30 protein-coding genes are annotated in these 16,817 nt (G+C 64.9%); 3 read left to right on the forward strand and 27 right to left on the reverse strand.

The genetic code is table 11. From position 1 onward, the window contains the following. Complete coding sequence (locus ACNQFN_RS11280; protein ID WP_418648843.1) at positions 1-1,188, forward strand: NnrS family protein; 1,188 nt, start codon at positions 1-3, stop codon at positions 1,186-1,188. Positions 1,189-1,380: 192 nt separating this feature from the next. Here ACNQFN_RS11280 and ACNQFN_RS11285 read toward each other — a convergent pair whose 3' ends face one another. The 27 genes from ACNQFN_RS11285 to ACNQFN_RS11415 all read right to left on the reverse strand — a co-directional run bounded on the left by ACNQFN_RS11285 (position 1,381) and on the right by ACNQFN_RS11415 (position 15,987). Then, positions 1,381-2,388 (reverse strand): DctP family TRAP transporter solute-binding subunit, encoded by a 1,008-nt coding sequence (locus ACNQFN_RS11285; protein WP_068637751.1) that lies wholly within the window; start codon positions 2,386-2,388, stop codon positions 1,381-1,383. Between the two features lie 42 nt (positions 2,389-2,430). Beyond that, the gene (locus tag ACNQFN_RS11290; protein WP_418648844.1) at positions 2,431-3,708 is read right to left on the reverse strand and encodes a TRAP transporter large permease; all 1,278 of its coding nucleotides are present in this window, start codon (positions 3,706-3,708) and stop codon (positions 2,431-2,433) included. Beyond that, on the reverse strand, positions 3,705-4,223 hold the full coding sequence (locus ACNQFN_RS11295) for a TRAP transporter small permease (protein ID WP_418648845.1): 519 nt from the start codon (positions 4,221-4,223) through the stop codon (positions 3,705-3,707). Before ACNQFN_RS11295 ends, ACNQFN_RS11290 begins: the two co-directional genes overlap by 4 nt. A 258-nt stretch (positions 4,224-4,481) precedes the next feature. Next, the gene (locus ACNQFN_RS11300) at positions 4,482-4,811 is read right to left on the reverse strand and encodes a phage protein Gp27 family protein (RefSeq protein WP_418648846.1); all 330 of its coding nucleotides are present in this window, start codon (positions 4,809-4,811) and stop codon (positions 4,482-4,484) included. Then, positions 4,808-5,332: a hypothetical protein gene (locus tag ACNQFN_RS11305; RefSeq protein WP_418648847.1), complete on the reverse strand. Its 525-nt coding sequence runs from the start codon at positions 5,330-5,332 to the stop codon at positions 4,808-4,810. The genes ACNQFN_RS11300 and ACNQFN_RS11305 overlap by 4 nt, the downstream gene beginning before the upstream one ends. Beyond that, positions 5,319-5,945 carry a regulatory protein GemA gene (locus tag ACNQFN_RS11310; RefSeq protein WP_418648848.1) on the reverse strand — a complete coding sequence of 209 codons (627 nt, stop codon included), beginning with the start codon at positions 5,943-5,945 and terminating at the stop codon, positions 5,319-5,321. Before ACNQFN_RS11310 ends, ACNQFN_RS11305 begins: the two co-directional genes overlap by 14 nt. A gap of 2 nt (positions 5,946-5,947) precedes the next feature. After that, complete coding sequence (locus ACNQFN_RS11315; protein WP_418648849.1) at positions 5,948-6,256, reverse strand: hypothetical protein; 309 nt, start codon at positions 6,254-6,256, stop codon at positions 5,948-5,950. 2 nt (positions 6,257-6,258) lie between these two features. Then, positions 6,259-6,510 (reverse strand): hypothetical protein, encoded by a 252-nt coding sequence (locus tag ACNQFN_RS11320; protein ID WP_418648850.1) that lies wholly within the window; start codon positions 6,508-6,510, stop codon positions 6,259-6,261. Then, positions 6,507-6,767 carry a hypothetical protein gene (locus tag ACNQFN_RS11325; protein ID WP_418648851.1) on the reverse strand — a complete coding sequence of 87 codons (261 nt, stop codon included), beginning with the start codon at positions 6,765-6,767 and terminating at the stop codon, positions 6,507-6,509. Before ACNQFN_RS11325 ends, ACNQFN_RS11320 begins: the two co-directional genes overlap by 4 nt. Position 6,768: 1 nt before the next feature. Beyond that, the gene (locus ACNQFN_RS11330) at positions 6,769-7,002 is read right to left on the reverse strand and encodes a hypothetical protein (RefSeq protein WP_418648852.1); all 234 of its coding nucleotides are present in this window, start codon (positions 7,000-7,002) and stop codon (positions 6,769-6,771) included. Next, positions 7,002-7,706, reverse strand: a complete 705-nt coding sequence (locus ACNQFN_RS11335; protein WP_418648853.1) for a DUF2786 domain-containing protein — start codon at positions 7,704-7,706, stop codon at positions 7,002-7,004. The genes ACNQFN_RS11330 and ACNQFN_RS11335 overlap by 1 nt, the downstream gene beginning before the upstream one ends. Continuing rightward, entirely contained in the window at positions 7,706-8,155 is a 450-nt protein-coding gene (locus tag ACNQFN_RS11340; RefSeq protein WP_418648854.1) for a hypothetical protein, read from the reverse strand. The genes ACNQFN_RS11335 and ACNQFN_RS11340 overlap by 1 nt, the downstream gene beginning before the upstream one ends. Next, complete coding sequence (locus ACNQFN_RS11345) at positions 8,155-8,346, reverse strand: hypothetical protein (protein WP_418648855.1); 192 nt, start codon at positions 8,344-8,346, stop codon at positions 8,155-8,157. The genes ACNQFN_RS11340 and ACNQFN_RS11345 overlap by 1 nt, the downstream gene beginning before the upstream one ends. Continuing rightward, positions 8,346-8,720 (reverse strand): hypothetical protein, encoded by a 375-nt coding sequence (locus ACNQFN_RS11350; RefSeq protein ID WP_418648856.1) that lies wholly within the window; start codon positions 8,718-8,720, stop codon positions 8,346-8,348. The genes ACNQFN_RS11345 and ACNQFN_RS11350 overlap by 1 nt, the downstream gene beginning before the upstream one ends. Continuing rightward, a complete protein-coding gene (locus ACNQFN_RS11355; RefSeq protein ID WP_418648857.1) occupies positions 8,720-9,094 on the reverse strand; it encodes a hypothetical protein in 375 nt (124 codons plus the stop codon). Before ACNQFN_RS11355 ends, ACNQFN_RS11350 begins: the two co-directional genes overlap by 1 nt. After that, positions 9,094-9,591 carry a host-nuclease inhibitor Gam family protein gene (locus tag ACNQFN_RS11360; protein WP_418648858.1) on the reverse strand — a complete coding sequence of 166 codons (498 nt, stop codon included), beginning with the start codon at positions 9,589-9,591 and terminating at the stop codon, positions 9,094-9,096. The genes ACNQFN_RS11355 and ACNQFN_RS11360 overlap by 1 nt, the downstream gene beginning before the upstream one ends. Before the next feature lies 1 nt (position 9,592). Next, positions 9,593-9,838, reverse strand: a complete 246-nt coding sequence (locus ACNQFN_RS11365; protein WP_418648859.1) for a hypothetical protein — start codon at positions 9,836-9,838, stop codon at positions 9,593-9,595. Positions 9,839-9,840: 2 nt separating this feature from the next. After that, positions 9,841-10,194 (reverse strand): hypothetical protein, encoded by a 354-nt coding sequence (locus ACNQFN_RS11370; protein ID WP_418648860.1) that lies wholly within the window; start codon positions 10,192-10,194, stop codon positions 9,841-9,843. Next, on the reverse strand, positions 10,191-10,550 hold the full coding sequence (locus ACNQFN_RS11375) for a hypothetical protein (protein ID WP_418648861.1): 360 nt from the start codon (positions 10,548-10,550) through the stop codon (positions 10,191-10,193). The genes ACNQFN_RS11370 and ACNQFN_RS11375 overlap by 4 nt, the downstream gene beginning before the upstream one ends. Beyond that, positions 10,547-10,939 carry a hypothetical protein gene (locus ACNQFN_RS11380; RefSeq protein ID WP_418648862.1) on the reverse strand — a complete coding sequence of 131 codons (393 nt, stop codon included), beginning with the start codon at positions 10,937-10,939 and terminating at the stop codon, positions 10,547-10,549. The genes ACNQFN_RS11375 and ACNQFN_RS11380 overlap by 4 nt, the downstream gene beginning before the upstream one ends. Then, the gene (locus tag ACNQFN_RS11385; RefSeq protein WP_418648863.1) at positions 10,936-12,153 is read right to left on the reverse strand and encodes an ExeA family protein; all 1,218 of its coding nucleotides are present in this window, start codon (positions 12,151-12,153) and stop codon (positions 10,936-10,938) included. The genes ACNQFN_RS11380 and ACNQFN_RS11385 overlap by 4 nt, the downstream gene beginning before the upstream one ends. 10 nt (positions 12,154-12,163) lie before the next feature. Further along, positions 12,164-13,930: a hypothetical protein gene (locus ACNQFN_RS11390; protein WP_418648864.1), complete on the reverse strand. Its 1,767-nt coding sequence runs from the start codon at positions 13,928-13,930 to the stop codon at positions 12,164-12,166. A gap of 11 nt (positions 13,931-13,941) precedes the next feature. Further along, a complete protein-coding gene (locus ACNQFN_RS11395; RefSeq protein ID WP_418648865.1) occupies positions 13,942-14,940 on the reverse strand; it encodes a hypothetical protein in 999 nt (332 codons plus the stop codon). A 21-nt stretch (positions 14,941-14,961) separates the two neighbouring features. Then, positions 14,962-15,267 (reverse strand): hypothetical protein, encoded by a 306-nt coding sequence (locus tag ACNQFN_RS11400; protein ID WP_418648866.1) that lies wholly within the window; start codon positions 15,265-15,267, stop codon positions 14,962-14,964. Then, positions 15,264-15,524, reverse strand: coding sequence for a hypothetical protein (locus tag ACNQFN_RS11405; RefSeq protein ID WP_418648867.1), 261 nt, complete (start codon positions 15,522-15,524; stop codon positions 15,264-15,266). The genes ACNQFN_RS11400 and ACNQFN_RS11405 overlap by 4 nt, the downstream gene beginning before the upstream one ends. Beyond that, positions 15,521-15,721, reverse strand: a complete 201-nt coding sequence (locus ACNQFN_RS11410; RefSeq protein ID WP_418648868.1) for a hypothetical protein — start codon at positions 15,719-15,721, stop codon at positions 15,521-15,523. Before ACNQFN_RS11410 ends, ACNQFN_RS11405 begins: the two co-directional genes overlap by 4 nt. A 5-nt stretch (positions 15,722-15,726) precedes the next feature. Further along, positions 15,727-15,987 carry a hypothetical protein gene (locus tag ACNQFN_RS11415; protein WP_418648869.1) on the reverse strand — a complete coding sequence of 87 codons (261 nt, stop codon included), beginning with the start codon at positions 15,985-15,987 and terminating at the stop codon, positions 15,727-15,729. Positions 15,988-16,041: 54 nt separating this feature from the next. Here ACNQFN_RS11415 and ACNQFN_RS11420 point away from each other — a divergent pair, with 54 nt between their 5' ends. After that, a complete protein-coding gene (locus ACNQFN_RS11420; RefSeq protein ID WP_418648870.1) occupies positions 16,042-16,263 on the forward strand; it encodes a hypothetical protein in 222 nt (73 codons plus the stop codon). A gap of 208 nt (positions 16,264-16,471) precedes the next feature. Further along, positions 16,472-16,816, forward strand: coding sequence for a helix-turn-helix domain-containing protein (locus tag ACNQFN_RS11425; protein WP_418648871.1), 345 nt, complete (start codon positions 16,472-16,474; stop codon positions 16,814-16,816). Position 16,817 lies beyond the last annotated feature (1 nt).

The raw sequence follows: 16,817 nt of genomic DNA on the forward strand, positions 1-16,817 counted from the left end.
ATGGCCCTGATACCCCTCGAAGAACCGACCACCAAACGCATCCCGCCCGACACCTTCTCGCTGTGGGCGCTGGCCTTCCGCCCCTTCTACCTGCTGGCCGCGGCCTTCGCCGCGATTGCCGTGCCGATATGGGTGGTGGTCTTTTCCGGTGCGCTGCAGACGCCGATTCCCGGCATGTGGTGGCACGCGCACGAGATGATCTTCGGCTTTGCGGTAGCGGTCATCATCGGCTTCCTGTTCACCGCCGGGCGAAACTGGACCGGACTGGACACGCCGTCCGGCGGCCAGCTCGCGGCGCTGGCCGCGCTGTGGCTGGCCGGCCGGCTGGCGATGGCCTTCGGCAGCGGCGTGTGGGTGGCGGTGGTCGATCTCGCCTTCCTGCCGGTGGCCGCGGCGCTGCTGCTGCGGGTGCTGGTAAGGGCCAAGAGCAAGCGCAACTACTTCGTCGGCGTGCTGCCGGGCCTGCTGGCGCTGGCCAACCTGGTGTTCCACCTCGCGGTGCTGGGCGTCATCGGCGCCGACCCGCTGGCGGCGATGCATCTCGCGCTGGGGCTGATCGTGGTGCTGGAAACCATCATCGGCGGGCGCGTGATTCCGATGTTCACGTTCAACGTGATCCAGGGCATCAAGCAGTGGCGCGACAAGCGCCTGGACTGGGCGGCCGCCATCGCCACCGGTATCGCGCTGCTGCTGTGGGCGGCCGGGGCGGGCGCCTGGGCCGCCGTGCTGTCCTTCGCCGCCGCCGTGTTCCAAGGCTTGCGCGTCGGCGGCTGGAACCCGTGGGCCACGCGCAAGGTGCCGCTGCTGTGGATCCTGCATCTGTCCTACATGTGGATTCCCATCGGCCTGGCCCTGATCGGCCTGGCGCAGCTCGGCCTGCTGCCGCGCACCGCCGGCATCCATGCGCTGGCGATCGGTGCCACCGGCGGGCTCATCATCGGCATGATCACTCGCACTGCGCTCGGCCACACTGGCCGCATGCTGGCGGCCGGGCCGCTCGAAACCGTCGCCTATGCGCTGGTGCAGCTTGCGGCGCTGACCCGCGTGCTGACCGTGGCCGCGGTCCCCATCGCCGCCACCGGCGGTATCCACGCCGCCGCCACGCTGTGGGCGCTCGGCTTCCTGCTCTACCTGTGGCGCTATACGCCGTTCCTGCTGAAAGCGCGGGTGGACGGCAAGGAAGGCTGAAGAAAATCCAGCAGGCTGGGGGTGGCGCCTGGCTCTCGAAGCGAGAGGGGTACCCAGGCGCTGTCCCGATGCAGCGGGTCGGCTTGGTGCTGTACCTGGCCGGGGAAAGGGTGCCGAGCACCCTGCCTAGAGATCCGGGGCACGTGCGGGGGCATCGGCGAACCGCTGCCCCCGCGCAGCGTCTACCGCGTCTCAGTCGCGGACCTTGGCGATTTCGGCCTGGGCCGCTTCGAAGATTTCCTGGCCGGCTTCCTGCGAGAAGGCGGACCACAACGGCATCGAAGCTTCGCGCATCCGCGTACGCTCCGCGGCGCTGATCTCATTGACTGCCAGGCCTTTCGCCGTCATTTGCGCGATGGCGCTGAGCTCCTGCTCCCGGGCCACGTTGCGCTGGTAGCTGCGGGCATCGGCGGCGGCCTGCATCAGCAGCTTCCGGTCGTCCTCGGAGAGCTTGTCCCAGAACTTCTTGCTGGCGAGCGGAATGAACGCACCGTAAGTGTGACGCGTCAGCGAGAGGTACTTCTGGACCTCGTCGAGGCGCAGTGCCGCGGTCACCGCCGCAGTCGTGCCCTGGCCGTCCACCGTGCGGGTCTCGAGCGCGGTGTACAGTTCGGGAACCGCCAGGGGTACAGGAGTCGCCCCCAGAACCTTGATCGACTCCTGGGAGATCCTGGCCTGGATGGCTCGTAGCTTGAGGCCGTTGAAATCTTCCAGCTTGGCGATCGGACGGCGCGAGTTGGTGAAGTTGAAGAAGCCGTTCTCCCAGAACGCCAGGCCCACCAAGCCCTTTTCCGGCAGGCTGTCGAGCAGGCGCTGGCCCACCGGACCGTCGAGCACGGCCTCGACTTCTTTCTCGCTGTCGAACAGGAAGGGATAATCGAGCACTTCGAAGTCCTTGATCATGCCGGTGAGCGTGGTGGTCTGGGGCACGACGAACTGGATGCTGCCGCCCTGCAGGGCGGAGGTGACCTGGACGTCGTTGCCGAGCGCGGCGTTGTAATAAGGCCTGATGTTGATCCGGCCCTGGCTGCGCTCCTTGACGAGTTCGACGAACTTCGCCACGCCCTGGCCTTGATGCGAGGACTCCTGCAGGGTGACGGCGAACTTGGCCGTGATTTCCGCCGCGGCGGCGGATCCTGCGAGCAGGGCGCCACAAGCGAGCGATGCGGCGAGAAGCGCCGATCCGAGTTTGGTATTCATGTGAGTCTCCTCCTGTTGGAACGGAAGTGGGGGTGGGGTGAATCAGCGCCACCAGCCTGCCGGCACGGTGACGAATGCGGGGAACAGCAGCAGCAGGACCACGATCATGGTCTCGGCGACGAGGAACGGAAGCACCCCGCGTATCACACGCTCCACGGATACCTTGCCGATGGAAGCGATCACGTTGAGCACCACGCCGACGGGCGGGGTGATCATGCCGATTGCGGCGGTCATGATGAAAACCACGCCGAAGTAGACCGGATCCACCCCCGCTTGATGGATGATCGGCATGAACACCGGGGTCAGGATCAGGATGATCGGGATGAAGTCCAGCACCATGCCGAGCAGGAAGGCGACCAGCACCATTGCCGCGACCAGCATCCCGGGGCTGCCGGCAAAGGGTTCGAGCCATGCGCCGATCTGGTCGGGGACGTCGGCGATCGTGATCATGTAGGACGCCACCATCGCCATTGCCACCAGGATCAGCACCACGGCCGAGGTCCGCGCCGCGATCAGCAGGCAGTGGTAGATCGATTGCAGGTTCAGTTCGCGATACACCACGAGACCGACGAAGAGCGCGTAGAAGGCCGCGACCACCGCTGCCTCGGTGGGCGTGAAGATGCCCATCTTGAGGCCGCCGATGATGATCACGGGCATCATCATCGCCCACACTCCGCGCCCGAGCGCGCGCATGCGATCGGGCCAGGGCGTCCTCGGCGCCGGAGTGAAGGCATCGCGCCGCGACACCCACCACCACGCCACCACCAGGGAGATGGCCATCATGGCGCCGGGTGCGATCCCTGCCATGAAGAGTTGAGTGATCGAGACGTTGGCGACCACACCGAACAGCAGGAAGCCGATCGACGGCGGGATCACCGGCGCGATGATTCCGCCTGCGGCGATCAGCCCGCACGAGCGCTCGGTGTTGTAGCCCGCCTCGCGCATCATCGGCACGAGCAGGGCGCCGAGCGCTGCGGTATCGGCCACGGCCGATCCGGACAGGCTCGCCAGCACCAGCGCGGCCATGATCGCGACGTAGCCCAGGCCGCCGCGCAGATGCCCGACGAAGGCCATCGCCATGTCCACGATGCGGCGCGACAAGCCGCCCGCGTTCATGAACTCGCCCGCCAGGATGAAGAAGGGCACCGCCATCAGGATGAAGTTGTCCGCGCCGCCGACCGCATTCTGCGCGACCACCTGCGGATCGAACTCGCCGAGGAAGAGCATCAACAGCACGGCGCTGATCAGCACTGCGAAGGCAATCGGCATGCCCAGGAGCATCGCCCCGAGCAGCCCGCCGACAAATACTGTTGCCGTCATTTTCCGGCTCCCTTGTGCTTGTTCTGTTCGAAGGCTTCGGCTTCTTCCGCGAGCAGGCCGAGCTCCTCGTCGATGCGATCTTCCATTTGGCGGATCAGCACGAGTTCCTCCGGAGCGTGCGGCCGGGTCACGGCGTCGAAGATGTTGTATGCGATGCTGATCGCCATGCCGATGCCGAACACCACGGCGGCGGCATAAAGCCAGGCATAGGAGATCCCGAGCACCGGATAGGTGTTGTCGAGGTTGATGATCGTCTGCGACCAGCCGCCGATGACGAAGAGGGCGCAGCAGGCGAGCATCAGCACGCCAGAAAGGCAGAGGAAGATCTTCTTCCAGCGCGGCGAAAGACGGCGCACGAGCGCGTCGAAGCCGATGTGGGCGTGCTCGCGGGAGGCGAGGATGGCCCCCAGAAAGATGACCCAGACGAATAGAAGGCGTGCCAGTTCGTCCGACAGGGCGAGCCCCGAGTCGAACACATAGCGCAGGATCACGTTGCCGAAGACCAGGATCGCCATCAGTGCAAGGCTGACGACGAGAACCAGCTCCAGTGTTCGTGTGACCATTCGGGTCAGACGATCGAAAAACATGCTGTTCTCCTTGCGTCCCGGCGGCGCGGCGGCCCTCGCCGGCAGCCGGGAACGGTCTGCCCCCGCATCGTAAGAACGAGTGAGATAAATCCACAGGCTCCGGCGAGATAAATGGCGGGAAGACCATGGATTTTGTTGGATGAGCTGGGGCGGAATTGCAAATACCTTGCAGAGAACGCGGGCGGGTTACGGATGGGAGTAGACCCACCTGAGCAATGATTCGGCGTGCTCGATGGCCGTGTCTGAGCTGTCTGCAACGCCCAGCGTCGCCACAACTTCGAGGCACCGGAGTTTGGCCTCTGGGGCGGATAAGCTGGAGTCTATGCGCTCGCTCGCAAGAAGATCGGATGCATGCTCGGTTGCGTATCTATGTATGGCCGACTTTGAGACTGAATACCCTTGCTGCTGAAGCCAAGCAGAGTGCCCTACGTAGTCGCTGAAGCTCGAGGCGAGGATTCGCCGGTTCAGTTCGTCGAGAACATCCGCTGGAAGAGTGGTAACAGATGAGCGCTTCATGTTTGATCCTCGTTGAAAAGATCGGGCTGACGGCGTTTGGATTCTGCTGCCATGAACGGTTTGAGCTTTTGCCGAAGGCGCTCGCTGGATATTCCGACCTCCAGTGCGAGTGCTCGGATGTTGCCTTTGTAGCGGCGCCACAACTCCTTTGCATCGTGTTCGGTGGTAAGGAGTGTCTTCGGAATGTGGGCACCCTTCGCTGTCGCCCGCAGCGCGTCAATCAGGTGCAGGACAGCGACGTCTGACCAGGCGTCAGGCATGCCGCAGCGCTCGGCGATGAGCGCCCGCCATGCATCGTGCAGCCGACCGTAAGCCGGGTCGCCCCGCAGGTCGCTTGCCGATGCACGGGGAGCCGCCGGCAGGCGATGTCCGCCGATTGTGGTGCGGCAGCTATGCATCAGATCCACCGCCAGCCGCTCACGCTCGGCATCGGGCATGGCCGGCGACAGCCGCCCGAGTGTCGCGTGCAGATCGTGCGCGATGAGCCCGAGCAGCTCGGGCACGTCGTCAGGCGGCAGCATTGCCTTGCTCCACTTTGTCGAGATACCACCACGCCCGCTGCAGTGCAGTGAACGTGCTCGAATCGAGTGTCGGGCTGACGCCGCTGACCAAGCCCGCCACCGTCATGCCGACGGGCAGCTTGCCCGTGGCCTGAAGCGCGTGCAGGCGCTGCTCGAGCTTTGCCGGCAACTCGCGGGCGGCCCAGGTCTTGATGCCCTCGATCAGCTTGTCGGTGCGCCTTGTCCATTGCAGTGCATCGACGCCGCTGATGCGCTTGCCGAACGATGCAAGCGCAGCCTCGCTTGGGTCGCGGACGATTCCGACCTGGTGCAGCCAGAGCCAGAGTGCCCGGGCCTTGCTGCCGGTGGGTGACGTGTCGAGTGCCCGGCGCTCGCGCGGCGCCGCGTTTGCCGGCTTGGTGGGCTTGAAGCCGCAGCCGCGCAGGTGTTTGATGACGGCCTCGAGCTGGTCGACGGACAGATCCTTGGCCGAGCGTTTGCCGTTGGACTTCGCCGCCAGCAGATCGCGGTAGGTGTCTTCGTCCATACGCAGCCGGTTGCGGCCGGTCTGGACGATCTTGATGAGCTTCGCGCGCTGCGCGGCGCGGGCGGATGCGAGGGATGCGGAGGCCATGGTCAGTCCTCGCAATCGAAGTTGCGCGCATGGCACTTCGCGCAGACCTGGCCTTCGCCTGCGATTGGGTACCATTGCCAGACGTGCTCGCATTGCTCCTGCCTGACGCGCTGTTCGATGGCGGACACGACCCGCTTGTACTCCGGCCAATCGTGCTCAACGACCACGCATTCGAGTGGAGCCTTGCCGATTAACTGCCGTTCCTGGTCCACCATGCTATTGATGTCCATGAGCTGCTCACGGATATGTGCGAGATGGGGGGCATCAAGGTCTTTCATCTTGAAGACGATGTAACGCCGTTCGAGAGTCATGGTCAGCCCTCCATTTCGTCGAACAGATCGCTGATGGCCTGGCTCACCACGGCGCAAGAGGTCGGCGCGTATCTGGGGATGGTGAGGCTCGACATGCAGCCGGAGGGCCACTGGATATCCATGTATGCATCCTTCTGTCCGGGGCGCCGGAGAATGCTGATCTGCGTTCCGGCCGGAATGAGGGTCGCGATGCATTTGATGGAGGTCTGGATCATCATCGCGAGGTCGGCGGATTTGAGGTTGGAGGCGTTCATTGATCGCTCTCCCCTGGAAGCAGGTCGCGCAATCGCGTATTGCGATCACCGCCATACGGAACGCAGTCACCATCCCACCCGTCGCGCAGATGCCGAAGGCGGCGAACCTCGCCACTCACGTGGATGTCTGTCGGTTCGTTGGCGTCATCGAATGCTTGCCTGGCGTGCTCTTGCGCAACCTGCCACGCGTGATCCTCATCTTCCGCCACAACAACCATCCTTGTGGTCTTGGTGGCGACTACATTGAATATCGGCATGTCACTGCCCTCCATCAGTTGCCGTGGCCGCGCTATCCGGCAGATCAACACCGGCAGCGATCGCCATATCCAGCAGTTCGCGCCAACTGATCGTCCAGAGCCTGTTGGAGCTTTCCGAGAGGACAACGGGAGTGCCGTCCATTGCGAAGCCGAACTCGTATTGATTGCCCCCGCTCTTGGCTGTCCCCGCGTGATTCCAGAGCATGAGCGTGGCGCTCGGATGTACCTTGCCCATCACTCACCTCCCAGCATCAGCGGTTTGTTGGCGCCTACGCCCTGGTGCAACTGCGCACCGCGCCCGGCGCTGCGGCCTGCGTGGTAGGCGTCCTGATCCTTGTCAGACCAATTGCGGCCAGCGTTGCGATCGGTTGTAGAGAGCTCCCCCAAGCTCGGATGCTTGAGCTGTATGTAGGCCTGGATGGCCTCGGTCGCGCCTTCCGGCGGCGTGAGCGCGCCGACTTGGGCGCATGCGGTGTGCACCCAGCCCGCGCTGAACAGGTCCGCGCGGCGCGTCTTGTTGGCCTTCTTCTTGGTGCGCTTGAGGGTGCTGCCGATAAATTCGCGGCGGGCCTTGAGCGCCTGCCTGAGCAGAACCTCCAGGGAGTACGCCGCGATTTCGTTCGCAGGCGGCAGGCCGATGAACACCCACTGAGCCTCACCCCAGCCCCAAGAACTGGAGCTGAAGATCAATTTGCAGCCGAAAGCGGCGGCGATGTGTGTAGCGAGGTCGCTTTCCCAGGCGGCCGGCCGTGCGACGGCGCAGGCCTTGGACTTGGATTCGTGCACGCCGGCTGCAAGCATCTCGGCCTGGCTGATCTTGTGCAATTCCATCAGCCGCTGGGCCTGGCGCAGCGCGGTAGCGGCTTCGTGCTCACTGCCCGACTGGGCCAGCGCCATGCACTTGCGGATCTTGTCGAGGATGTCGTCACGGTTGTCCATTACTCACCTTCCTTCAACGGCAAGACAGCATCGATCGGATAACGGATTGTTCGCACGCCACTGCTGTGCTCATGCCGAAGGGCGATGTGATCCCCGCGATGGATCGTTTCGTTGATGACCTCTGCGCCGGACCACATATCGGACTGGAAGGGGCGCGCGTCGATGACCCGACCGCCTTTGATGTCGAATTTAAGGAAATCCTGGCCGTGATCTTCAAACACGACGGTCATGCCATCCTGGGGATTCGGTGCTGGCTGGCGGGGCTGTTTGTCCAGTTGGCGCAGACGAATGCGGACGGCGCGCTCGACGGACTTCTGCAGATCACCCATGGCGAGTGCAGTTTGGCACTGTGCGCGATCGAAAGTCTTGACGCGATTGATGCGATCGTTGGCGGTCACGGCGAAGCACTCGATGCCGCCGTAGCAGCCGGTCTTGAACGGGTCGTCCATCACTCCGCCTCCGCGTTTTCCAGCAGGTCGGTATGTGCGCTAAGCAGCGTTTCGGCGGCATCCGTGAGGATGTTGACGCAGTACTCATCGACATCGGCCCACTGCGCAGCCATGTCCAGCAACTTGGCGCGCATGGTCTTGAGGGTGCGGCGTTGAGCTGCCGCGATCTGCCTTTTCGATGGGGTCGCCATCACGCCACCTCCACGGTTTCCGGCTGGACGTCTGAGGTCCAAATGTCGCGGCGCAGGCCGTCCAGCAGGATCGTCAGGCGCCCGAGCTGCGTGTCGTAGCCCCAGTCTCCAGGGCTGCCGAGGAAGCTCAGCAGCGACTTCAGGTTTTCATCCAGCCGGATGCGCTCCTCGGCAGTCAGCGCAGAACTGCACAGCGGCAGGTCTTTGAAGGCTTTGCTCCGGCGCTCGTTGAGGCGGGCGGCGTTGGCCAACTGGTCGCACTCTTCGAGCAGCGTGATGATCAGTTGAGCGCGCCGGTTGATTCCCCCGTCACGCGCCGCCTCGGAAACAAGCTCGGGCAGGCTCTGGCGGAGAAACTGGTATTTGTCTTCCATCACGCCACCTCCTCTTCCAAGTCGTTGATCCAGTCGTTGATCATGGTCCGCACCATCTCGATGTCGCCGGCGTCGAGCCACTCCAGCATTTCCTGGAGGAACTCGAGGTCATCGCTGTACAAGTTGGGCGTGGGGCCGTCCATGGTCACCGGCCACGGCGTCAGCAGCTCCAAGGCGATTTGGATTGCGATCTTGAAGCCGATCAGTTTGTCGCCGTCCAACTCGACGCTGGCATCGCCGGCGTTAATCATGACGCGCGGACCAGTGTCCGCGAGAGCGTGTAGTGTTTCGATGTGCCCGGCGTGCCATTGCTGCGCGCGGTTGAAGATGGCGACCACATCCGGGTCAAAGGTTGTTGCAGTTTGCTTGCTCATCACGCCACCTCCTGCAGCTGCTCGCGCTTGATCTCATAGCCGAAGGCGTCTTCCTGTTTGAGGTTGGCGCCGACGGCATGAAGGGTTTCGAGCGGCAGGTTCTTCATGGCCTCCTTGTCGCACTCCTCCTTGATGCGGATGCAACTGGTGAGCGCGAAGTCTTTGAGGGCCTGCAGCGTGTTGCCGAGGTTCTTGATGACCACCTTCGACGACAGGCGAAAGCCCACGCTGCCGAAGGTCAGTTCCTTGGTCTTCGCCTTCACGAACTCGCCGCGGTTGGCTTCGGCGTACTGCTGAATGGCGAGCTCGAGGCCGGCCTTCTTGTTCTGCAGCGGTTCGGCGGCGGCTTTGGTGCTGGCCTTGATGGCGTCGATCTGCTCTTGCTGGGCGGCTTCGAGCAGGCCCAGTTCGCGGTCGACTTCGCCGATGGCCTTCAGGCAGGCGTCGACGTCGTTCCAGGATGAGAGGGTGGTGGCGGAGAGGCGTTTGCGGGCCATGTCAGTGAGCTCCTGTATTTTTGCGGGAAGCGGTGTCGGTGATGCGCCAGCGGCTGACGTGCGGCTGGGCGGGGTTCGGGGCGCCGATGCGGCGGGCGGTGTCGAGGTCGGCGGCGCCCCATAGTTGTTCGGCCAGGCGTTCGGCCGCGCGGGCGGGTGAGCTGGTGGCTGCACCGCGAATACCGAGGATGCGATCTGTGCGGTACTGGCCGTCAACGAAAGTGACGGTGATGTCGAGGTAGTGCATGCTCAGGCCTCCTTCGCCACGCTTTTGCGCGGCCTGCTGCGCGGTGCGCCCGTCTTTTTGAGCGCGACCGGGTCGTGACGGACAAAGAGGAAGGACAGGCGCGGCCCGGTCCAGGCGCCGGCCGGCGCGACAACGCCCGTGGGCCAGATACCCAGCCAGGGGTCGGCGTCGACACGAGGGCGGTAGAGTTGCGCGCCGGTGATGCGTCCTTCGCGGGCGAGCTGGTCGATGGCGGCCCAGAAGTCGACATCCTTGCCGCCGACCAGGGCGAGGACGTCATCGGCATTGGCCGGGCGCTTACTGGTGGCGGTGGCGATCGCGGCCAGGACGCGATCTGCGAGTGGCGTCGGTTTCATTGGGGTTCCTCCCAGATGATCCACACGCCCTCGAGCCGGCACGCGGCGGTTTTGACGGAGACGCCGTCGCGGGCGATGCACACCCACTCGCGCGGGCCGGCCGCATCCAGGAAGGCGGCGAAGCTGCGCTGTGGGTCGCGCTCGATGCGGATGGACGGCTCGGCGACTGCGGGCCATTCACCATCGAGATGGCATTCCAGGACGCGTACGCCGAGGGTGCGCAGTGTGCGCATGGCGGTGTTCATGCGTGCAAGGCGCCGCGTAGCCTGGCTGGTGAGCACGTGCGCCGGGCGCTGCGCGGGGTTGTAGCCGCCGCGCGGGCCGTGCATGGGATAGATGGTGGCGTTGGTGATCACAGCTTGTCCTCCAGTTGATCCAAGCCGGGCATGACGACAGGCAGGCCGCAGCTGACGGCGTAGCTCAGGGTTGCGACGGCGTTGCTGGCGGCCTCAAAAATGGACTCTTCGGCAGCGACGCGGTCGGTATCCGGGGCATGCTTGTTGCGGTAATCGGGGTCGTGCAGCATCAGGGCATGCAACAGCCCGGCCAGGTCGGCGAGCAACTCGGGCGCCAGGGCAAACAGATCGGCCACCGGCTGTGGCGAGGCATTGCCGGGCATCGAGACCATCGCCACAAGCCGGCCATCCGAGGCGTGGATGTCGGACGGGTGATCGGGGGAGTGATGGGCGTACAGCGGCAATGTCGGCAGCGGATTGGGGTGTTGCGAGGCAATGGCGCTCATCATTCTTCCCTCCGCACTGCAGCCGCGATCAGTTCCGCCGTCACCTTGGGCGCGCCGATGCGCACCGCCTGATTCATCGCGCCGCTGACCAAGTTGTTCACCGCCAGCGGGTAGCACAACGAAATGGACTGCGCCTGGCTCTGCCCGCGCACGCGGCGCGTGATGCTGGTGCGCAGCAGTTCGTTGATGGCGGGTACCGCGCCGGGGGCGAAGATGCCGTCGAAGTCGGCGTCCGCTCGAGTGAACTTGTGGCGCAGATAGGGCTCAAGCGCCGGCCCGAGTGGCCCGAGGCGCGCAAACTCGCAGCGCTGTACCACCTCGCGCACCTCGGGGTTGTGCTCGGAGAGCTTCCATTCAAGTTCGGTCTGGCCGATCAGGATGATGGCGAGCAGCTTCTTGAAGCCTTCCTGCACTTCGTAGAAGCGCTTGAGATGCTTGAGGGTGGGCGTTGCCAGGCAGTGCGCTTCCTCAATGATGAGCAAGTGCTTGCGGCCGACCTGGGCGCTGGCGCGCAGGATGTCGTGCATCTGCTCGGAGCGGTCCTGGTGGCTCGCGCGCAGGCGCGTGCCGGGGGCAACGCGGCGGATCACGGCGCCGGTAATGTCGGCCGCGCGCAGCATGCGCCCCTTGTTGTCGGTGTCTTCCATGCCCAGCACGTAGGGTTCGATGATGGTGACCGGCTCGTCATTGGCATTGATCCATTCGGCTAGGTCGTGGCGCAGCGTGCTCTTGCCCGCGCCGCTCTCGGCGATCACCGCCAGCAGCCCGCCATGCTTGGCAACTTGGCGCATGGCGGCGCGCACGTAGCGGATGTCGTCACTGGTGAACACGTCCGCGTCGCCGCGCATCTCATCGGTGAAAGGGTCGCGCGGGATGCGGAAGTGGGTCTTGGCCTCGCGCGTCAAGGTCTGTTTGCGTAGTAGCATGTGTACGTCCTCCGGGTCGTTTGCTTCGGGCTGGTGGGGCGCCGGCAGGGCCGCGCTGCAACGCGGCTCTGCCAACTTTTCAAAGACGGTTTTCAGGGTGGATTCGTCCGCGCCATGCGCGCGCAGGAAGGCGTGGATGCGCTCCTGCAGGGCCTCGGTCGGGATGCTCTTGGGCCAGAAGTCGTGATTGACCATCTGCGCAACCAGGCCATCGGACAACCGCAGATGGCGCGCCAGCGCGGCCTGTGTCTGGCCAACTCCCGCCAGCACGCGTTTCAGTTTCAGCGTCATCTCGTCTCCCCTATGCAACCCGCTCGATGGCCGGGTTGTTGAACTGCGCGATCAGCGCGTCGATCTGGTTTTCTGGTACGCCCTTGGCGTAGCGCAGGCTGAAGAAGCGGTGCTCTTCGGGTGTGAGGTTGCGGCCCAGGCCATCGACGATGCGCAACATGGCGCTGATGGCGTCGAGCAGTTCCGGCCCTGTGGCCACGGCATGCGCGGGCGCCTCGATCTCGGTACCGGCACGCGGCAGATAGGTGGGCTGCTCGACGTGCTTGAGGTGGCTGTGGGCATCCAGGGTGTTGCCGAAGGGGACAGCCTTCTTCTCGCGTGCGCGCTTGACCTCCTCGGCCGACATGCCGGGATATGCGGCGGCATCCATCGCGGTGGCGGCGTGCTCGATGGCGGTGTCCGGCATGGCCTTGTACTCGGCGCCGATCTCGGCGGCGTCCGCAAGCTGGCCGAAGCGGTCGTAACCGCGCACCGGCTCCACGCGGTGCACCAGGGGCGCGCCGTCGTAGCGCGCAACCTCGATCTGGATGGCGCAGTCGCCATACACCAGGGGGCGCACCGACACGCTGTCACCGATGCATACGCCATCCAGCCCGCGCAGGCTGTAATCCAGGCTGCGCTCGGCCGCCGGGTGCTTGAACGGGATCGTCATGCTGCCCGTTACCTTGCGGGTTTCCAGCTTGCCGGCCATCAGCGCGCGGCACACCTCAACCGGCGGCAACACGCGCAACTGCTCGGCGGTGATCCACTGCCACAGGTTATAGCGCGCCATGGGCTCGGGCAGCCCGCGCCGCTTCAGGCGCGAATCCTGGCCGGGTATCAGGTTGGCATTCCAGGCCTCCGCCCAGGCTTGGGCGGAGGCGTTGAGCTGGGCAACGTCATCCACAGGCTCGAAGCGCAGGCGGCTTTCGAACTGCGTTTCCACCAGGTTGTTGCCGTTCTCCACCCCGCCTTTCACGCGGGCACGGCCCGCCTCGTGCGTTAAAGGCGTCACGCCCAGGCTGCGCAGCAGCCCCTCGATCGCCGCCGAGATGTTGGCGCTGCCCTTGTCCCACAGCAGGTAGTAGGGCACGCCATGAATCAGGCGGCCGGTCTGCTGGCCCCAGGCGAACATCAGGAAGTTGAACAGGTTGTGCTGGTTTTCGCCGGCCGCTTCCACGTACCAGGGCACAATGGCACCGCTGGCGCGGTCGTACAGGACGTAGCGATAGACCTTGAACTTGACCTTTGCGTAGTTCTCCAGCTTGTTCTTGTAGAACTCGCGGTCGCGCATGATGTGCTGCTTGCCGCGCAGGTAATACACCAGGCACAGCGAGGGGTCGATCTCGTGCGTATGGTTGGGGTGCGGTGCGCGCAGCGCCTGCACCGGGTTGGCGTTGCGCTGGGCGGCCACGTTGAGCTTGCGCGCACGTAGCAGGCGGTTCAGATGTCCGGTGCTGCAGCCGAACTGGTAGCTGTTCTGCTCCAGCACGCTGCGCGCCGTCGTGGTAAAGAGCGTTTGCTTGCCGTTGTCGCGGATCGCCTCACGCTGGGCCGCGCCCAGGGCCGTCAATGCCTCGACCGAGATCGACGTGCTGCCCTTGTCGCGGCGCGCCGCGCGGCCGGTATCGCGGCCGGCGGATTGCTTAAGGTGCCGGTGCACCGTCTGCATCGACCAGCCGAGAAACTCCGCCGCTGCTTCCACTAGCCGGCTCTTGCCGCCATGCGGTGCCGCGTCCAGGCGCAGCGCCAGATCGCGCAGGTAGTCGCGCGTCTCGGGGGCGAGTTGTGCTGCCATCGTCGCCTCCATCACGCCGCGCCCTGGTCGCCGGGCTCGCGCAGCAGATGGCGGCGGGCATCATCGATGTCCGCGCCGAAGCGCGTTTCCAGCTCGTTCTGCAGGGCGCCGACTAGGCGCGCAGTGCGCTCGACGGCATCCGAGAGTGTGAGCAGTACTGTCTGCACGGCCGGCGGCATCGTGGCGTCGGACTCGGGGTCGTAGTCCGGTGCGGCACACACCTCCTGCGTGTACCAGACGTCCAGCGCAGTCACCGCCTCCAGGTGCGCGCCGACCAGCTTGTCCAGCAGCTTCTGCCGCTCGCCAATCTCGCCCTTGAAGGCGTCGACGCGCTCGTCCCAGGATGCCGTGCGCAGTTCCAGCTTGGCCTTGGCGCGCTTGGCGTTGTCGAGTTCGTCGCGCGTGGCGGCCAGCAGTTTGTCCGTGGCTGCGTGCTGAGCGCGCTCTTCGCGCAGGGCGGTGCGAAGTTCCGAAACCGACATCGATGCAATGTCGTCGAGAGACAGCTCGCCAGTTTGGCCGGTCAGCTCCAGGTCCTCGATCTGGTCGTCGTCGAGGATCAACAACTCGAACAGCTTGGTCTGGCTTCCGGCTGCTTTCAAAACGGTCGTTGACGACCGATTTGAGAACTTGGTGGCAGCCCGGATGAACTTGCGGGCCACGCCATCATCGATACCAAGCACTTCCAGCCGTGCCATGAACTGCCCGTGCTGGCACGCCTGCTTCAGCACCGCAAGCCCGCGCCCGACTTCCAGGCAGGCTTCCACGCTGCGGCGCATGTTGGCCGCAATGTCGCGCTGGATCAGATCGGGATCGGTGCAGTCGGCCGGCAACTGGTAGCCCAGTTGCTGCGCCACCGCGCGCACGCCGGCATCGTGCTGGGAAATCGCCAGGGCCGTCGCGGTGTCGGCCTGGTGCATCGCCACCTCGATAACGGCCATGGCGGGCGGTGTGGCGCCGACGAACTCGGGGCCGTGTTTCAGCGCGGGGGCAAGGGGTTTGCGGGCCATGATTCCTCTACTTTTCCTGGGTTACGGTTTGCAGGCGTAGGTCTGCTCGAAGTCGCGGTTGCGCTGGCGCAGGCGGTCAATCTCGTCCTGGTGGGCAATGGCGAGCTGCACCAGGCGCGGCGTGAGACGCCAGCGGTCCTTGTTGGCCGGCAGGCGCTCGGTAATGCCCTCTTCGGCCAGTGCCTCCAGGTCGCGCAGCGTCTTGTCCTCGCGCTGGCCGACCAGTTGCGATACCTGCCTGAGGCGCAGCCCCTCGAAGCTGTGGCCCTGCAGGGCGAAGATCAGGGCAAGGGCACGCTGCACCGGGGTGGCGCGGACGGTGCTCATGTCTTGCTCCGCTTGATCGTCACGGCGTCGATCGCATCGGCGCTGGCCAGCAGTTCGGCAGCCAGGGCGCGGGCCATGTCGGCGCTCAGCTCTTGCGAGAAGGCCGCATCACCAAGGTTCTGGGTTACCCGGATGTTGGGCTGACCCCTGCTGCCAATGCGGACCGCATCCACGGCGATGCCGTAGTTGGGTTGGACGTGCTCGGATGAGCGCAGCAGGTGCGGGCCGCCTTGGGTGACAACAGTGAAGATACTCATGCTGCCCTCCGCTGCTCGGCGGCCTCAAAGCGCGCGACGATTTCCAGATAGGGGCGCATCCAGCTCACCCGTGCATCGCGGGCGGCGCTGGACTGCAGCTTTTTCGGGAGCGGACGTACCATCCAGGCGCTCGCGCGCGTCGTCGCCGGGCGAGCGGGCGACTGGGTGGCCTTGGGTGAGACGGTGGTGGTGTTCATGCTGCCTACCTCCTGTTGGAACGATCGATGACGGCCTGCGGGTTGGGCTTGAGGCCCAGCAGCACCGCGGCGCAGTGGCGGTCGCCGCGCACGCCCCGGCCCTTGCCGCGCAGCGCGTCGAACAGCGCGTAGCGGCTGATCCGGTAGTAGCGGGCGACGTCGGCCAAGCAGATGCCGTGTTCGTGGCACCAGGCGCGCGCGGTGCTCGGCGTCTGCGGGTACGGGATGGGGATGCCGGCGGGCGGCGGGGTGGCGATCTTTTTCATGGCGTGGTCAGGCGTGGTAAATTGCGGGAGTCATAAAGAGAAGGGAGGTCGGTTGTGGAATCCAAGATGTTTGTGATGGGCGCGATCACGATCAGCAATTCGGGACCGCAGATGCTGTCGGCGCAGTTCGATTTCCGGGCTGACACGGTGCATGGCTCACTTACCGTCACGCTTCCGGGTGGCGACGATTCACTGCAGAGCATCCAACGCAAAGCATTACTCGAGGCAAGCGACAAACTGCGAGCTCTTGCCGGGGAGAGCCCACGAGCTCGATAACCGTCCGCTCGAAAAAGGGGCAAGGGGGAGTGGGCGTGGTGGCGTAGAGGTCGCCGCGCAGTGCTTTTTCGTAGGCTTGGCGGATGGATTAAGAGGCATCCATGGGCAATCTCCTGCGGCTTGTTGCGTGGTGAAGCGCGGTTAAGTGGTGCGATGTGTGGTAATTGTGTTATTCAATTGAATAACTGTCAAGTGGAATTTTATTCAAATGAATGTCGGCGAGCGGCTAAGGGAAGAGCGGGAGCGCATGGGGCTCAGCCAGGAAGCGATGGGGGCTATCGGTGGGGTCAAGAAGCTCGCGCAGTTCAATTACGAGAAGGGCGAGCGAGCACCTGACAGCACTTACCTCGCCGCCATCGCCGCAGCTGGCGCTGACGTGCTCTACGTCCTCACTGGCCAACGGTCAGGCGATGCGCCCGCCGTGCCGGCCAGTCCGCGCGTGCGGGCGCTGGTGGAGAACTACGAAGCGGCCGACGAAGCCGGTAGGCGCGTCATAGAAGGCGCCGCCGATCTGGCAGCGAAATCGGCGCGGCCGATGAAGAGGGCGGGGTGAG

It is taken from the genome of Thauera butanivorans (assembly GCF_048398245.1).
Classification (GTDB): Bacteria; Pseudomonadota; Gammaproteobacteria; order Burkholderiales; family Rhodocyclaceae; genus Thauera; species Thauera butanivorans.

Bases quoted from the DNA above. Each gene is read 5' to 3' on its own strand.
- ACNQFN_RS11280 (WP_418648843.1), top strand. From the start codon at position 1: ATGGCCCTGATACCCCTCGAAGAACCGACCACCAAACGCATCCCGCCC.
- ACNQFN_RS11285 (WP_068637751.1), bottom strand. From the start codon at position 2,388: ATGAATACCAAACTCGGATCGGCGCTTCTCGCCGCATCGCTCGCTTGT.
- ACNQFN_RS11290 (WP_418648844.1), bottom strand. From the start codon at position 3,708: ATGACGGCAACAGTATTTGTCGGCGGGCTGCTCGGGGCGATGCTCCTG.
- ACNQFN_RS11295 (WP_418648845.1), bottom strand. From the start codon at position 4,223: ATGGCGATCCTGGTCTTCGGCAACGTGATCCTGCGCTATGTGTTCGAC.
- ACNQFN_RS11300 (WP_418648846.1), bottom strand. From the start codon at position 4,811: ATGAAGCGCTCATCTGTTACCACTCTTCCAGCGGATGTTCTCGACGAA.
- ACNQFN_RS11305 (WP_418648847.1), bottom strand. From the start codon at position 5,332: ATGCTGCCGCCTGACGACGTGCCCGAGCTGCTCGGGCTCATCGCGCAC.
- ACNQFN_RS11310 (WP_418648848.1), bottom strand. From the start codon at position 5,945: ATGGCCTCCGCATCCCTCGCATCCGCCCGCGCCGCGCAGCGCGCGAAG.
- ACNQFN_RS11315 (WP_418648849.1), bottom strand. From the start codon at position 6,256: ATGACTCTCGAACGGCGTTACATCGTCTTCAAGATGAAAGACCTTGAT.
- ACNQFN_RS11320 (WP_418648850.1), bottom strand. From the start codon at position 6,510: ATGAACGCCTCCAACCTCAAATCCGCCGACCTCGCGATGATGATCCAG.
- ACNQFN_RS11325 (WP_418648851.1), bottom strand. From the start codon at position 6,767: ATGCCGATATTCAATGTAGTCGCCACCAAGACCACAAGGATGGTTGTT.
- ACNQFN_RS11330 (WP_418648852.1), bottom strand. From the start codon at position 7,002: ATGGGCAAGGTACATCCGAGCGCCACGCTCATGCTCTGGAATCACGCG.
- ACNQFN_RS11335 (WP_418648853.1), bottom strand. From the start codon at position 7,706: ATGGACAACCGTGACGACATCCTCGACAAGATCCGCAAGTGCATGGCG.
- ACNQFN_RS11340 (WP_418648854.1), bottom strand. From the start codon at position 8,155: ATGGACGACCCGTTCAAGACCGGCTGCTACGGCGGCATCGAGTGCTTC.
- ACNQFN_RS11345 (WP_418648855.1), bottom strand. From the start codon at position 8,346: ATGGCGACCCCATCGAAAAGGCAGATCGCGGCAGCTCAACGCCGCACC.
- ACNQFN_RS11350 (WP_418648856.1), bottom strand. From the start codon at position 8,720: ATGGAAGACAAATACCAGTTTCTCCGCCAGAGCCTGCCCGAGCTTGTT.
- ACNQFN_RS11355 (WP_418648857.1), bottom strand. From the start codon at position 9,094: ATGAGCAAGCAAACTGCAACAACCTTTGACCCGGATGTGGTCGCCATC.
- ACNQFN_RS11360 (WP_418648858.1), bottom strand. From the start codon at position 9,591: ATGGCCCGCAAACGCCTCTCCGCCACCACCCTCTCATCCTGGAACGAC.
- ACNQFN_RS11365 (WP_418648859.1), bottom strand. From the start codon at position 9,838: ATGCACTACCTCGACATCACCGTCACTTTCGTTGACGGCCAGTACCGC.
- ACNQFN_RS11370 (WP_418648860.1), bottom strand. From the start codon at position 10,194: ATGAAACCGACGCCACTCGCAGATCGCGTCCTGGCCGCGATCGCCACC.
- ACNQFN_RS11380 (WP_418648862.1), bottom strand. From the start codon at position 10,939: ATGATGAGCGCCATTGCCTCGCAACACCCCAATCCGCTGCCGACATTG.
- ACNQFN_RS11385 (WP_418648863.1), bottom strand. From the start codon at position 12,153: ATGACGCTGAAACTGAAACGCGTGCTGGCGGGAGTTGGCCAGACACAG.
- ACNQFN_RS11390 (WP_418648864.1), bottom strand. From the start codon at position 13,930: ATGGCAGCACAACTCGCCCCCGAGACGCGCGACTACCTGCGCGATCTG.
- ACNQFN_RS11395 (WP_418648865.1), bottom strand. From the start codon at position 14,940: ATGGCCCGCAAACCCCTTGCCCCCGCGCTGAAACACGGCCCCGAGTTC.
- ACNQFN_RS11400 (WP_418648866.1), bottom strand. From the start codon at position 15,267: ATGAGCACCGTCCGCGCCACCCCGGTGCAGCGTGCCCTTGCCCTGATC.
- ACNQFN_RS11405 (WP_418648867.1), bottom strand. From the start codon at position 15,524: ATGAGTATCTTCACTGTTGTCACCCAAGGCGGCCCGCACCTGCTGCGC.
- ACNQFN_RS11410 (WP_418648868.1), bottom strand. From the start codon at position 15,721: ATGAACACCACCACCGTCTCACCCAAGGCCACCCAGTCGCCCGCTCGC.
- ACNQFN_RS11415 (WP_418648869.1), bottom strand. From the start codon at position 15,987: ATGAAAAAGATCGCCACCCCGCCGCCCGCCGGCATCCCCATCCCGTAC.
- ACNQFN_RS11425 (WP_418648871.1), top strand. From the start codon at position 16,472: ATGAATGTCGGCGAGCGGCTAAGGGAAGAGCGGGAGCGCATGGGGCTC.